At 63.7% G+C, this 13,463-nt stretch carries 10 protein-coding genes; 4 read left to right on the plus strand and 6 right to left on the minus strand.

Features of this window, described 5'->3' with window-relative positions:
- Nucleotides 1-9 precede the first annotated feature (9 nt).
- A complete protein-coding gene (locus CIT39_RS10290; protein WP_094975455.1) occupies nucleotides 10-459 on the minus strand; it encodes a (2Fe-2S)-binding protein in 450 nt (149 codons plus the stop codon).
- Nucleotides 460-815: 356 nt separating this feature from the next.
- Here CIT39_RS10290 and CIT39_RS10295 point away from each other — a divergent pair, with 356 nt between their 5' ends.
- Nucleotides 816-2,405, plus strand: coding sequence for a B12-binding domain-containing radical SAM protein (locus tag CIT39_RS10295; protein WP_094975454.1), 1,590 nt, complete (start codon nucleotides 816-818; stop codon nucleotides 2,403-2,405).
- 258 nt (nucleotides 2,406-2,663) lie between these two features.
- Nucleotides 2,664-4,847, plus strand: coding sequence for a hypothetical protein (locus CIT39_RS10300; protein ID WP_094975453.1), 2,184 nt, complete (start codon nucleotides 2,664-2,666; stop codon nucleotides 4,845-4,847).
- A gap of 32 nt (nucleotides 4,848-4,879) precedes the next feature.
- Here the strand turns inward: CIT39_RS10300 and CIT39_RS10305 are convergent, their stop codons facing one another.
- Nucleotides 4,880-6,268 (minus strand): MFS transporter, encoded by a 1,389-nt coding sequence (locus CIT39_RS10305; RefSeq protein WP_094975842.1) that lies wholly within the window; start codon nucleotides 6,266-6,268, stop codon nucleotides 4,880-4,882.
- A gap of 185 nt (nucleotides 6,269-6,453) precedes the next feature.
- On the opposite strand from CIT39_RS10305, the gene CIT39_RS10310 reads away from it, so the two are divergent.
- Nucleotides 6,454-7,515 carry an isocitrate/isopropylmalate dehydrogenase family protein gene (locus tag CIT39_RS10310; protein ID WP_094975452.1) on the plus strand — a complete coding sequence of 354 codons (1,062 nt, stop codon included), beginning with the start codon at nucleotides 6,454-6,456 and terminating at the stop codon, nucleotides 7,513-7,515.
- Nucleotides 7,516-7,685: 170 nt separating this feature from the next.
- Here the strand turns inward: CIT39_RS10310 and CIT39_RS10315 are convergent, their stop codons facing one another.
- From CIT39_RS10315 to CIT39_RS10330, 4 genes are all read right to left on the minus strand, one after another.
- Entirely contained in the window at nucleotides 7,686-7,961 is a 276-nt protein-coding gene (locus CIT39_RS10315) for a hypothetical protein (RefSeq protein WP_094975451.1), read from the minus strand.
- Between the two features lie 15 nt (nucleotides 7,962-7,976).
- Complete coding sequence (locus CIT39_RS10320; protein ID WP_094975450.1) at nucleotides 7,977-8,408, minus strand: pyridoxamine 5'-phosphate oxidase family protein; 432 nt, start codon at nucleotides 8,406-8,408, stop codon at nucleotides 7,977-7,979.
- A gap of 100 nt (nucleotides 8,409-8,508) precedes the next feature.
- Nucleotides 8,509-8,685: a hypothetical protein gene (locus CIT39_RS10325; RefSeq protein ID WP_162848632.1), complete on the minus strand. Its 177-nt coding sequence runs from the start codon at nucleotides 8,683-8,685 to the stop codon at nucleotides 8,509-8,511.
- A 176-nt stretch (nucleotides 8,686-8,861) separates the two neighbouring features.
- Nucleotides 8,862-11,072 carry a caspase family protein gene (locus CIT39_RS10330; RefSeq protein WP_094975449.1) on the minus strand — a complete coding sequence of 737 codons (2,211 nt, stop codon included), beginning with the start codon at nucleotides 11,070-11,072 and terminating at the stop codon, nucleotides 8,862-8,864.
- A 325-nt stretch (nucleotides 11,073-11,397) separates the two neighbouring features.
- Here CIT39_RS10330 and CIT39_RS10335 point away from each other — a divergent pair, with 325 nt between their 5' ends.
- Complete coding sequence (locus CIT39_RS10335) at nucleotides 11,398-13,410, plus strand: autotransporter domain-containing protein (RefSeq protein WP_094975448.1); 2,013 nt, start codon at nucleotides 11,398-11,400, stop codon at nucleotides 13,408-13,410.
- Nucleotides 13,411-13,463: the final 53 nt, after the last annotated feature.

Genomic DNA, 13,463 nt, shown 5'->3' on the forward strand with positions numbered 1-13,463 from the left:
GGCGGCTCCTTATGCGCTTGCGATCGTGTGGATCGCCTCGCGCACCTGCTGGAAGGTGCCGCAGCGGCAGATATTGGTGATGGCCTCGTCAATATCGGCGTCGGTCGGCTTCGGCTTCTCGTTCAGCAGCGCCGCCACCGCCATGATCATGCCGCTCTGGCAATAGCCGCATTGCGGCACGTCCTGGGCGATCCAGGCCTCCTGCACCTTGTGCAAGGCATCGCGTGAGCCGAGTCCCTCGATGGTCGTAATCTTCTTGCCCTCTGCTTCGCTGACCGAGACGCCGCAGGAGCGGATCGCAACGCCTTCCATGTGCACCGTGCAGGCGCCGCATTGTGCAATGCCGCAACCGTATTTGGTGCCGGTCAGGCCGGCATTCTCGCGGATCGCCCAGAGCAGCGGCGTATCCGGCTCGACGTCGAGGGTGAAGGTTTTTCCGTTGATTGTTAGGTTTGCCATCGCGGTCCCCTGATTGGCCCAATCCGCCGATTGAACTCAGAGGCGCAATGTGTCCGGCAAATTGGAACTGTTCAAATCAATAGTGCGAGGGGTGAATCGCGAGGAATTGCGCTGCGGGGGAAGATTATGAGGAGGGCGGTGTTTTGTCTCACGCCCTCCAATGGTCGATCCGATCGACCTTCCGCGGGCGCCAATCCACAGGTCTGGGGCGACACGCAGCTGTGAACGCGGGTTCCAGGTCCGGTCTGGCCACGGTGACAGTTTGTCCCTTTTGCCGGGATGCAAGACGTTCGCGGTCTGGTACACTGCGCCGACGCCAGAAGGAGTTCCATGAATTGCCAAGTCCCAACGTGCTGATGCTGTATCCGCTGTTCTCGGCGGAATCCTTCTGGACCTTTGGCGAATCCTGCAAGGTGTTGGGCGTAAAGCGCCCGGCCGCTCCCTTGGGCCTGATCACCGTTGCCGCGATGCTGCCCGAAAGCTGGACGGTCCGGCTGATCGATTGCAACACGGCGCCCTTCAGCGACGAGGATCTGGCCTGGGCCGACGTCGTCTTCACCGGCGGGATGATGCCGCAGCAGGCCGACACGCTGCGCCTGATCGAGATTTGCCGTGCCGCAGGCAAGCCGGTGGTCGTGGGGGGACCGGATCCGACCTCGAGCCCGCACATCTATGAACGGGCCGACTTCAGGGTGCTCGGCGAAGCCGAGAGCGTCATCGACGATTTCGTCGCGGCCTGGGAAGGCGGCGCGCGGTCCGGAACCTTTACCGCACCGAAATTCCAGGCGGACGTGACCAAGACGCCGGTCCCGCGCTTCGATCTGCTCAAGTTCGAGGACTATATGTATCTCGGCGTGCAGTATTCCCGCGGATGTCCGTTCACCTGCGAGTTCTGCGACATCATCGAGCTCTATGGCCGCGTCCCGAGGACCAAGACCAACGCGCAGATGCTGTCGGAACTCGACCGACTCTACACCATGGGCTACCGCGGCCATCTCGATTTCGTCGACGACAATTTCATCGGCAACAAGAAGTCGCTCAGGCTGTTCCTGCCTCAACTCGCCGAGTGGCAGCGCGCGCACGGCTATCCCTTCGAATTGTCGACCGAAGCCTCGGTCAATCTGGCAGACGATCCCGAGCTGCTGGACCTGATGGGCGCAGCCAATTTCTTCGCCGTCTTCGTCGGCATCGAAAGTCCGGATCCGGCGACGCTGGTCGCGATGCGGAAGAAGCAGAACACGCGGCGCAACATCGCCGAGAGCATCCACAAGATCTACGCCGCGGGCATGCTCGTCACCGCGGGCTTCATCGTCGGCTTCGACAACGAGAAGGTCTCCATGGCGGACGCCATGATCGATTTCATCGAGGAGGCGGCGATTCCCGTCAGCATGGTCGGATTGCTCTATGCCTTGCCGAACACACAACTGACGCGCCGCCTGGAGCGCGAAGGCCGACTCCACGTCGGCCACGATGTGGCGCCGACCATCGGCGCCGATCAGTGCACGGCCGGGATCAATTTCGATCCGGTGCGCCCGCTGCGCGACATCCTGACGGACTACAAGCGCGTGCTGGAGCATGTCTACAGCCCGGCCGCCTATGCAGGACGCGTCGACCGCTTGATGACGCTGCTCGACCGTTCGCGGCAGCGCCACGAACTCGCGGAAGGGGATATCCGCGCCAAGCTCGGTGCGATGGAGACCGTGCATCGTGTCGTCTCCGCGCTTCCCGAAGCGCGCGGGCCGCTGTGGCAGACGTTCATGAACTGCGCCAAGCGCGACACGTCATCGGCGCGCATTGCGGTCCAGATGATCGCCGCCTATGCCCATCTCGGACCGTTCTCCCGCAAGGTCATCGCCGCCATCGATGAGCGCCTGGCGGCGCTGGACGAGCAAATGCCGAGTCCAGCCGTGGCAGCGGGCGCGACCGAGGCTCGACATCTGGCCTGACATCCGTAACGCGATGGACCCGCCCACGACGCTTTGATGCGCTGCCCGGCGGGCCGTCCGGGTATCAAATCGGCTGTCATGTGTGAGATCCCGGCTTGACAGCAGGACAACCTCAAGCTGATCGTCATCAGGACGACACTGCTGCGATTTTCGGCGTCTGAACGTTCCGCGCGGGCTTTTGAATGGTCCGCGAGGCTCGGTGCTCGTCTGCCATTGCGACCGACGTCATTGCCGGAAAAGCTTTAGCGGGGGTAAGCCATGTTCAGGAAAGTGATCCTCTGGTCGGTTGCGCTGATCGTCGTGGCGGTGCTGGTCTTCGCATATCTGCCCTCCTTCATCGCCGATTCCATCTACCGAAACGTCGACGACATCACTGACGGTGAGATGCCCGCCACCATCACGGCCTTTCAATCCGGGCCGGACGTCGTCAGCACCATCGGTGGCAGTGGCGAGGGCCTGAACTGCAGCCTGCCGCCCTGGGCCAACATATTCTTCGACGGCGGCCGGGATTCCGACCAGAAGCGCCATCTCGTCCTGCAGCGATTCAGGCAGGCCTGCGTCTTTCACGACCTGTGCTATCGCCATGGCCTTGCGACCTATGGCTATAACCAGAACGATTGCGATCGCATTCTGCAGAACGCGGCTTTTCGACTCTGTCTCTACATACGAAACGGCAGCCAGGAGAGCAGCGCGGCGCGCTGTCAGACCGACTCCAAGATGGTTCTGGCCGGCGTGAGCCTCGGAGGATACGACGCCTTTCGCGGCTGGGACCGATCGACCTATTTCGAATTCGATTCCGACCCGTCGCGGTCGAACGGATTTCTGGTCAGCCGTGTGGTCAGTCATCCATTCAAGTCGATTCTGCCTGCCAAATACGCCAATGATCCTGATCAGGTCATTCTCATGTTCGAGAACCTTCGCTCCAATCTCGCCGTGACCTGCATCACCTGCGCGAATGTTCCCGTCCTCGAATGGACCACCGATCCGAATGCGGTCAGCGCCGAACTGAGCTCAGTCGGGGTGATGCGGTTGCCGGATGTGCTGCTCAGGCGCGTACCCATGCTGACCGAAACCATGCCGGTCTGGTTGCCGCCGCGCCGGCGGCATGCGGCACCGCATCTCCTGGTCGATGGAGCGGGCAGGGATCATCTGATCTGGATGAGCCGGAACAACCCGGAGAACAGCGTATCCTGCATCGTCGGCGCCGATGCTGCGCGTCTCCTCACCAACACCTTGCCGACCCGGGATCTGTGCTCGATCGACGCCGGCCCGTCGCTCACCCGCGTGGAGATCGACATGTTCGCGAGCTCTCCGCTTCCGATGGAAGTCCCCGGAAGTCCCGACATCATCTATGCGACTTCGATCAGCCCGCAGAAGACGAAGGAGCACCATCTGAGCTTCTGTTCGCGCTCCGCGTCCAGGAAGGTCGAGGGGACCGATGACGACCGGTCCAAATGCGTCACCTTCCCCGAAACTGAGGTCCGTGACGGCTCCGGGCTCGGTGCCTTTCAGAGCTTTCCGTTTGTTCGCCCCGGACAGCAGATCTATTTCGCGCGAGACATCGCACAGCGCACGGATTCGCCGCTGACCGCCATCTGGCAGCGCGCCTTCGGCAACACCTTCTCGCCGGAAGGGGCCCTGCTTGTGATCGACGTTGCACCGCCGCTCGCCGCCAAAGGCCCTCTCTCGGCCAAGCTGAAGAAGATCGTCCGGTTCAACATCGACGATCGCTTCGATCCGATGATGCCGATCACGCGCAAGGTGGACGATTTGCGATTCCTGAGCCTCGAGGCGTCGAAGTCGAGCGTGCACCTTCGCACGATCGATTTTGCCAGGGACAACCCCTCCGTCGGCAATGTGCGGCTGACGATGGGCAACGGTGACGTGGAGCTGGACCGCTCGTGGGCGGAGAGGCCCATGCTGGTGCTGGAGACCAGGGACGCACGACCCAGGACCAAGCTGGTGTTCTCGCGTGGGGAAATCGCGATCGAACCGGGCAAGCCCACAGCGACCACGGAAGCGTTGAAGCTGGAGACCCTGGTTTTCGAACGCGATGCTGCGGCGCCTTCGAATACGCCGTTCGTTAAATCGGCGGGAGGGGCGTGCCGCATCGTTTACGAGTTCGAAGCGGGCCGCACCGATTGGCCATGCTACCGCGTGTTCGACCCCGACCGCACGATGCGGGCCTCGCCGGCGACGAGGATGCGGGCCTCCCAAATGCTGGTCGGGCGGTTCACCCAAGGGGCGGGTCACGGCATTGCATTTCCCGATCTCTGCCTGAAATCGGAGCCGATCATCCTGGCACCGCAAGGGAGCACGTTTGTGCCCGTGAGCGAGACCGCGGGCTGGAAGGGACCGCCAAGGTTTCAACGGACCATCACATGTGAGCCGCTCGACGCCGCGGCAGTGGTGAGCCGTCCCATCGCGCAGACGGCGCCGTAAAGGTCGACTCGCGCTGAAGCGCGCCGATGGGCCTACTTCACCGCCAACCGCAAAAAGCTCATCACGCTGCCAAGCGCGGCAAAGCCCGCGCCGAGCGCCAGCGCGACGGTTGCGCCGTCGTGGCCGGCGAGCGTGAAACAGGCCGCGGCGAGCGCCGCGCCGGTGGTCTGCCCGATCAGGCGCGCGGTGGCGACGATTCCCGACGCGCTGCCGCTGCGATGCGGCGGCGCGCTCGACATCACCGCCTTCATGTTCGGCGCCTGGAAGAAGCCGAAACCCATGCCGCAGATCACCATCCGCCAGATGATGTCGGCGATGGCGGGGTTGGCCGGAAGCGTCGCGAGCAGCGCCATGCCGATGCCGAGCAGCACCAGGCCGATGCCGCCGAGCACGCCGACCGCGTAGCGGTCGGACAGGCGCCCCGCGATCGGCGCCATGATGCCGACCACCAACGGCCACGGCGTCATGAAGAAGCCGGTCTCGACCTGCGAGCGGCCGAGCACGTCCTCGAAATAGAACGGCAGCGAGACGAAGGCGAGGCCCTGCACGGCGAAGGAGCACACCGCGGTCGCTGCCGACAACGCGAACATCGGCCGGCTGAACAGGTCAATCGGCAGCATCGGCGCCGGGTGAGCGGCGTGCCGGCGCGTCAAGATGAAGCCGAGCACGAGGGCCGTGACCAACTCGATGCCCACGACCACCGGCGACAGATTATGCGCGGCGCTGCCGATGCCGGTGATGAACAGGCCGAGGCAGGCCGACGCAAGCATCGCGCCGAGAAAGTCGAACCCGTGATCGGCGCGTGGCGTCTTCGGCAGCATTGCAAAGCCGATGCCGATCGCGACGAGGCCGAACGGGATGTTGACGGCGAACAGCCACGGCCACGGGCCGACCGCCAGGATGGCGGAGGCGACCGACGGTCCGACGGTGAAGGCCGTTGCGACCACGAGCGCGTTGTGGCCGAAGCCGCGGCCCTGCATCCGTCCGGGATAGACGAAGCGCACCAGCGCCGTGTTGACGCTCATGATGCCGCTGGCCCCCAGCCCCTGCAGCGTGCGCGCGACCAGCAGGCTGTCGAGCGACCAGGCCACCGCGCAGAGCAGCGAGGCGACGGTGAACAGGATCAGGCCGCCGAGATAGATGCGCTGGTGCCCGACGATCTCGCCGAGCGCGCCCAGCGGCAGCAGCGTCGCCACCAGCGCGATCTGGTAGACGTTGACCACCCAGACCGACTGCTCCGGCGAGACATGCAGATCGGCGGCAATGGCGGGCAGGGCGATGTTGGCGATCGCGGTGTCGAGCGAGGCCATCGCCAGCGCGGTGAAGATCGCGGCGATCGCCCAGCGCCGCTGCTCGGCCGGGAGGCCGTCAGAGGTGGTGTGGTCGGGCTCGCGCGCGGCGGCAGGTAACGTGATTGTCATTGCCTTGGTGTCATTGCGTTCGCGCGTTGCCCTGGCGGCGTGGCGATAGCGGAATTTGGCATGTACTACGGCTGGCTTCGCTTCCACAGGCATATGCCTGCATGCGGTGTATGCGCGAAGCTGAGGCGATGCCGGCTCACGCTGGCGTATGATCGCGCCGCTGCTGCAAATGTCAGGGGATCGCCATGCAAATCGTCGTTCTGCCCGGTGACGGCATCGGGCCCGAGATCACGACTGCGACATCGGGTGTGCTGCGCGCGGCGTCCGAGCGCTTCCAGCTCAATTTGCGCCTGGAGGAGCACGCGGTCGGGCACGCGAGCCTGAAGCTGTCAGGCACGACCGTGCGCCCCGAACTGCTCGACATCGTCCGCGCCGCCGACGGCCTGATCCTGGGCCCGACCGCGACCTTCGACTTCAAGGACGAGGCGCATGGCGAGATCAACCCGTCCCGGCACTTCCGCAAGAACCTCGACCTCTACGCCAATGTCAGGCCCGCGCGCACCTATCCGGGCAGGCCGGGTCGCATCGGTGATTTCGACCTCGTCGTGGTCCGCGAGAACACCGAAGGCTTCTATGCCGACCGCAACATGGAGCAGGGCAACGGCGAGATGCTGGTCACGCCAGACGTCGTGATCTCGCTGCGAAGGATCACGCGCCTCTGCTGCGAACGCATCGCGCATGCTGCCTGCCGTCTGGCGATGAAGCGGCGCAAGCGTCTCACCATCGTGCACAAGGCCAATGTGCTCAAGATCGGGGACGGCATGTTCCTCGACATCTGCCGCGAGGCCGCGAAGGCCTATCCGGGCCTTGGCGTCGACGACATCCTGATCGATGCCATGATGGCGCATGTGGTCCGCAACCCGAATCGCTTCGACGTCATCGTCTCCACCAACATGTTCGGCGACATCCTGTCCGATCTCACGGCGGAGCTGTCCGGCAGCCTCGGCCTCGGCGGTTCGCTCAATGTCGGTGACTGCTACGCCATGGCGCAGGCCGCGCACGGCTCGGCGCCCGACATCGCCGGCCGGGACGTGGCCAATCCGGTCTCGCTGATCCTGTCGACGGCCCTGCTGCTCGCCTGGCACGGCGAGAGGAGCGGCGCCGTCCGCTATGAGGAGGCCGCGCGCGCGATCGAGGCGGCGGTGGCGAAGGCGCTTGGCGAGGGCAGGGCGACGCGCGATGTCGGCGGCAAGCTCGGTACCATCGCAGCCGGCGCGGCGATTGCCGAGATCCTGCAGGCGGGGTGAGCGGTGCCGGAACATTTTTTCTCGAGGCCCAATGCAAAATTTCGAAAAACAACCCCATGCACAGTAGAAGGCCATTGATCGATAAGGCAATTTCGGGCCGAGAGACGATGGCATTTGCCGCTGCGATCAATTTGACTCGTCGGGCAAAACACCGGCAGCGGCTAAGCCCGTCAAGGCTGAAGGACCATGATCTGATACACGACGACGGCGGCGCCGAGACAGCGCCGCCAAGGGTTGACACCGCGGAGTATTTCGTCGAAGCCCCAGATGATCAGACCGCCTCTCATGACGATCTTCAAGGCGAAGTTGGTTTGACCTGCGAACGGAAATAGCCAGAGCAGAGCGGCCGCGACGATCACGATCCAAAGGATCAGATTCGGCCACTGCGCGATGATGATGACACCGGTTTCGCGATTCCGGAAGAACCACTGAAAGAATCGCCGCACGATCGACCGTGCCGATCAGAGCGCAACCTCGCCCTCTTCACGGCCCTTCCAATACGTGACCCGGTTGGCTTTCACCTTGATCAGGACGATGCCCGGCGTGTCGATGCCGTCGTCGAACCACTTGTCGAGGTCGCTGGTCCAATGCTGTCGAAGGACGGCCTTGTCCCGGATTAGCTCGGCGGTGCCCTCCACGGCTACGTAGATCCCTTTCGAGAAGAGACCCGCTTCCGACGAAAATCCGAGCGCGACTTTCGGATTTCGCTGGATGTCCGATACGGTACGGGTCTGTTCATAGGCAAAGTAATACGACGTGCCATCATAGGCGACATCGCCGTTGTTGCTCATCGGACGATTGGCGATCTCGCCGTTCTCGGTGTGGGTCGAAAGAATGGCGATGTCGATGCCAGCCATGTCCTTTGCGATCTCGGCCAGCGGCTTCTTGGACATGAACTTTCCTCGGTCAGGGGCGGCCCGCGTTCGGTGCGCTCTTTGCTTCCAAAATAAAACCGCCTCCGACACAGCCGGAGGCGGTTTGAATCAGATCGGATTAGTGGCCGGTGCCCGGCTTCGTGGTCTTCGGGGCCTTGCCGTCTTCCATGCGACCCTCATTGCGAAGATCGCGTCCCTCTTGAGCCTTGCGCTGGCTCTCGGGATCCTTGCCGTGCTCGTTCATCTCTTCCTTGACGTAACCGGCGCTTTCCTTGATCTTGCCTTCAACGCTCATGATCTTCTCCTTATATATAGGAGACAACGCAGTGGCCGGTTGACCGTTCCGGCATCAAACAGCGCGTCAGCGCGGAACCAAGTCGTGCGCTGGATTTCTGATCCATTTCCTAAGGAACCTCGCGAGGACGCATATCTGCCGCACAAAAGTGGATATGACATGTCGCAAATCGCGACCTAGAATCCGACGCCAATGATGGCATGGCTTCCGCCCCCTCCGCTGACGATGCTTGGGCGTGCCGTCGCCTGCTGTCGCGCACGCGGTGTAGCCGTGGCCGCGGGTTTGGCCCGGCGATCCTCGCGATCGGCCTGACGCTTGTTTGGCCTCGTGCGGGCGCCTGTATTGGCCTCCTCGGCTGGCTTCACCTTGTCGGCGGCGACGCAGACATCATTCTCCAGCGCCTCTCCGCTTTTGCACTGAAGCGGACAAACCCGCGTCGCTCGCTTGGCGAGTTCGCCGACAAATTCGCCGGTCACACTGATGGTCTCCGAGGGTTGACCTTGGATCGTCAGATAACGCCGGATCGCGTCGCCGGTTGCGGGAGTGAGGACCCCGTCGATCTTGGTTGAGAGGCATCCGAGACGTAACAATTCGGCCTGCGCGGCTCTGACCAGTTCCGGCGAGTTCGGCGCGCTTGCGGCACGCCTGGTGGCCTCCGCCTTGAACTTGTCCAGCGTCGTGGCAACCAGACCGGAAAGACGTTCGCAAGTCAGGGCCCGGCTGAACACCGTCAACTGGTCGAGACCCGTTCCTTCACTGCCCCGGGAGGTGATGTCGTCGAGCTTTGCCTGCTCGGTCTTGCAGGTCGCTTCGCGAGTTGCGGCCTCTTCAGCCGCCTTGCGCGCTTCATCTGCTTGTCTGGCTTGCTTCTCTGCGATGGCGCGCGCCGCGGCTGCATCGGCTACGGCTTTGTCGCGCTCAGCCTGCTCGGCCTTCAGCCTGGCCGCCGCCTCCTTGCGTTCGGCTTCCGCCGTCTTGGCCTTCTGCTGCTCATCGAGGGCCTTGACGCGCCGTTCGTCCTCGGCCCGCTTGCGAGAGGCCTCCGCTTCGGCTGCGGCTGCCCTCGCTTTCGCCGCGGCCTCGGCCTCTCGTGCGCGTCGTTCCTCTTCTTCACGCTTCCGGACGGCGAGGGCCTCTGCCTTGCGCTGTTCGGCTTGGCGTAGTGCCTCTTCGGCCGCCTTGCGAGCGGCTTCCTGAACGGCGCGAGCCTGCTCCGCACGTTCGCGTTCCGCCTTCTGAAGAACGTCAATGCGTTGCTGCGCGGTGACGGCCAAGGGCGAGTCGGGGAAACGTTTGACGAAGCGCCCAAGCGCTCCAATGTCCGTAGAGTCCTTCAACTTGTCCCATTCGAGCGCCTCCCTGGTCGGCGTCTCGCGGCCGGGGGAGGGCGGTTGTGGTAACGCCGTCAGCACCATACCGGGAGGCGCTGCCGGTACCGGATGATTAAGCCTCTCGATCTCTCCGCGCGCAAGATCGGCATGAAAGCCGGTAGGATGACTGGCGAGAAACACCTCCCAAGCCCGCTTTGTGCCGATCTTCTGCACCAGTTCGAAATCGGCCTTCACTTCGTTGACAGGCGTGTCCTGCGGCGTAACGGGCGCCGGCACCAACGAGATGCTGCCGCCGCCTAGCGAGCCATAGACGAACGGCTCCTGCCGGTGGCCAGTGATCTTCAGCACCTCGTCCCTGACGCGACCGAACGCCAGCCGGACATCAAGGCCCGGTATTGTGAGGTTCTTCAGCACCGCCGTCGTGAACGGACTGTGCTCGCCGTCGCCATCGTCGGCGGTCGAACCGGCCTTTGCGGCGTAGGCGATCAAGGTGTCGGTCGCGGTCGGCTCGACCCGGCCGAGGCCGGCGTTGACGCCGCGGCTGGCAGCTTTGCGCTCGCGCCGCATGGTCGTCACGAAAGGATTGTCGCGGCACGCATCCAGGATGATCAGGCGCAGCCGCCGCGCACCGTCGGCCGACGACACCAGACGCTCCAGCGGAATCGCCTCGTCCTCTGCGTCGCGATCGGAGGCGAGCCGTGCGTCAACCGGGATGAGGTAGTTCACGCCGCCGATCTCGAGCCCGTGACCGGCATAGTAGACGATCGCGATGTCGGACTGGTCGGCTACGGTTTCGAACTTCCGAATGGCACGCTTGAATTCGAGGTTGCCGACGTTGACCTGCACTTCGACCGTTTCGAAGCCGGCATCGTGAAACATTTTCGCGACGGAGGCGGCATCGCGCGCCGGATTGGAAAGCTTCGGCACGCTCTGATAGCTGCCATTGCCGACGACCAGAGCAACGCGCCGTTCCGCGCGCGCTGCGTTGCAGGCGAGCACCATCATGATGGCGGCTCCCCCGATCGCAGCGACCATGTGCATCACGCGTTTGATCATCGCTGTTCCCGGCGCGGTTCGACGGCCCGCGCACCAAAGTTTCGAGCGCCACTCATTGTGGACGAGCCGGCTCGAGCCTCGCCAGTTTGTTCCGAGCAATATCGCCGCGGCGTTTCTTGATCAATTACATTAAGCGTCGAAGATGACGCGACAGATATCGCAGTGTGATGCAGGTAACAGTCGGCCGCAGGAGTGTCGCATGTGGCGCGCAAGTCACAACGCATTTCTTACTGGCGGTCCTATCCAAATGGGTAGTGTGGGGGAAATTCGACTCCCGTAGCCATTCAAGTCGTTGCTTTGTCGGTTCAGTCGGTTGGGGAAACGGATGACAATTGCCGTCGCTATGAAATCGAGCCTGCTGTCCCGCGCCGTCTTAACCGCTACCGCAGCCTTGGTGCTGGCGTTCGCGTCCGGCGAAGCGACCGCTCAGGTATTGCCTCCCCCGGCTCCCACGACGCCGAACTGTACGTCGAACACCGTTGGGCCCGTCCTCAACCTGAATACTCTGGCTGCTCCGTCGAGCGCGGTCGCAAGCTCGCTGGCTGGCGCGATCGGCAACATCAACACCATCTTCCTAACGCAGCAGGGCAGCGCATTCGTCTCGGCACCATCCAATGCGGCTCCCAATCAGCCCGGCGGAGGCGCCTGGGCGCGCGCCGTCGGCGGCGAGGCCAATCTGAAGAGCACCTCGTCATCCAACGGAACGTTCACAGTTCCTGCCAACGCGCCGGCAAACACCACAGCCACGACGAATTGCAACAACAACCAGACCAACAATTTCTATGGAGTCCAGGTCGGCCAGGACCTCGCGCGGCTGAACTGGAATGGATGGAACGTGCATGTGGGCGCGACGGGCGGCTACGTATCCTCCGATTCCAAGGACAATCTTTCCGGCTTCGGCACCCGTATCGAGGTGCCGTTCGTGGGCGGCTACGTCGTCGCAACCCGCGACCGTTTTTTCGCGGACGTCATGGTGCGGCAGGAATTCTACAACATGCGATTGAATGATCCGGCGCTCGGCTTCTTCAATCAGCCGACGAGCGCGCGGGGCATATCCGTGGCAGCGTCTGCCGGCTACAATTTCGCACTGGCCAACAACTGGTTCATCGAACCGTCGGGCGGGTTGATCTGGTCGAAGACCCGGGTCGACAATTTCACGTCGGGCGGAACGATCAACCCCGGGATCGCCGGCATTAACTCCGTCGATGACATCACCAGCACGATGGGCCGGCTGAGCCTGCGTGGCGGCACCACGATCAATTCCGGCAACATGATCTGGCAGCCGTTTGCTTCCGTCAGCGTGTTCCATGAGTTCGCCGATCCCGTGACGTCACGCTATGTATCGTACAACGCGGTGCAGACGCCGCTCGGCGGTGGACCACCTTTCAATCCGGCGACCTATGTGCAGACAACCTCCACATCGCGGGTTGGTACCTATGGCCAGTACTCGCTCGGCATCGCCGGCCAGGTTGCCAATACCGGCTGGCTGGGTTTTGCCCGGGTCGATTATCGTAACGGCAGCAACATCGACGGCTGGACCGGCAATGCCGGTATTCGCTACCAGTTCACGCCCGAGGCGATTGCGGCCGTGCTGCCGGTGAAGGCGCCGGTCAAGGCGCGGGGCGCGGTGCTGGGCCCGGTGAGTTGGACCGGGTTTTATATTGGCGGTTTCTTCGGGGCCGACTACGGCACCACCGATGTCCGCTTCCCCGGTGCGGCCAACGACGGCGCCAAGGTCTGGGCGTTCGGGCCGATCGGCGGCGGGCAGGCGGGCTACAATTATCAGGTCAATCAATGGGTGTTCGGCGTCGAGGGCGAGATCGGCGCGGCCGCCATCAAGGGTGCGCGAACCTGCGGTGCCGGCACCGGCATCGATCCCGTCACGCATCTCCTGATCCCCGGCGCGTTCAGCCCTGCTTCGTTCACCTGCTCGACCAGGAGCGACTGGGTCGCCACGGCGACGGCGCGGCTTGGCTACGCCTATGAGCGGACGCTCTACTACGTGAAGGCCGGCGCGGCTTTCACCGAGTCGCGGCTCAACGCGGGCTGCATCACCAACGCGCCCGGCGCCAACCCGCCCTGCAACAATGTCGCGGGCGTTGCGGTCAACAGCTTCGGCGCCTCGTCGAGCCGGACGGGCTGGACCATCGGTTACGGCGCCGAGTTCGATCTCGGCAAGAACTGGTCGGCCCGCGCCGAGTACGATTACATCGACTTCGGCCGCAAGACCAACGTGGCGAGCGACGGCACGGTGATCTCGGATCACCCGACCACGAGCCAGGCCAAGATCGGTCTCAACTACCGCTTCGCGCCCGGCGCGGTGGTTGCGAAGTACTGAAGGCTCGTGATGGGGTGGGGCGGGCGGCGTTGGCCGGAGCTGCGCCTGTCCTG

Source organism: Bradyrhizobium symbiodeficiens, from assembly GCF_002266465.3.
Taxonomy (GTDB): Bacteria; Pseudomonadota; Alphaproteobacteria; order Rhizobiales; family Xanthobacteraceae; genus Bradyrhizobium; species Bradyrhizobium symbiodeficiens.

Bases quoted from the DNA above. Each gene is read 5' to 3' on its own strand.
- CIT39_RS10310 (WP_094975452.1), top strand. From the start codon at position 6,454: ATGCAAATCGTCGTTCTGCCCGGTGACGGCATCGGGCCCGAGATCACG.
- CIT39_RS10325 (WP_162848632.1), bottom strand. From the start codon at position 8,685: ATGAGCGTTGAAGGCAAGATCAAGGAAAGCGCCGGTTACGTCAAGGAA.
- CIT39_RS10300 (WP_094975453.1), top strand. From the start codon at position 2,664: ATGTTCAGGAAAGTGATCCTCTGGTCGGTTGCGCTGATCGTCGTGGCG.
- CIT39_RS10335 (WP_094975448.1), top strand. From the start codon at position 11,398: ATGACAATTGCCGTCGCTATGAAATCGAGCCTGCTGTCCCGCGCCGTC.
- CIT39_RS10320 (WP_094975450.1), bottom strand. From the start codon at position 8,408: ATGTCCAAGAAGCCGCTGGCCGAGATCGCAAAGGACATGGCTGGCATC.
- CIT39_RS10305 (WP_094975842.1), bottom strand. From the start codon at position 6,268: ATGACAATCACGTTACCTGCCGCCGCGCGCGAGCCCGACCACACCACC.
- CIT39_RS10295 (WP_094975454.1), top strand. From the start codon at position 816: ATGCTGTATCCGCTGTTCTCGGCGGAATCCTTCTGGACCTTTGGCGAA.
- CIT39_RS10330 (WP_094975449.1), bottom strand. From the start codon at position 11,072: ATGATCAAACGCGTGATGCACATGGTCGCTGCGATCGGGGGAGCCGCC.
- CIT39_RS10290 (WP_094975455.1), bottom strand. From the start codon at position 459: ATGGCAAACCTAACAATCAACGGAAAAACCTTCACCCTCGACGTCGAG.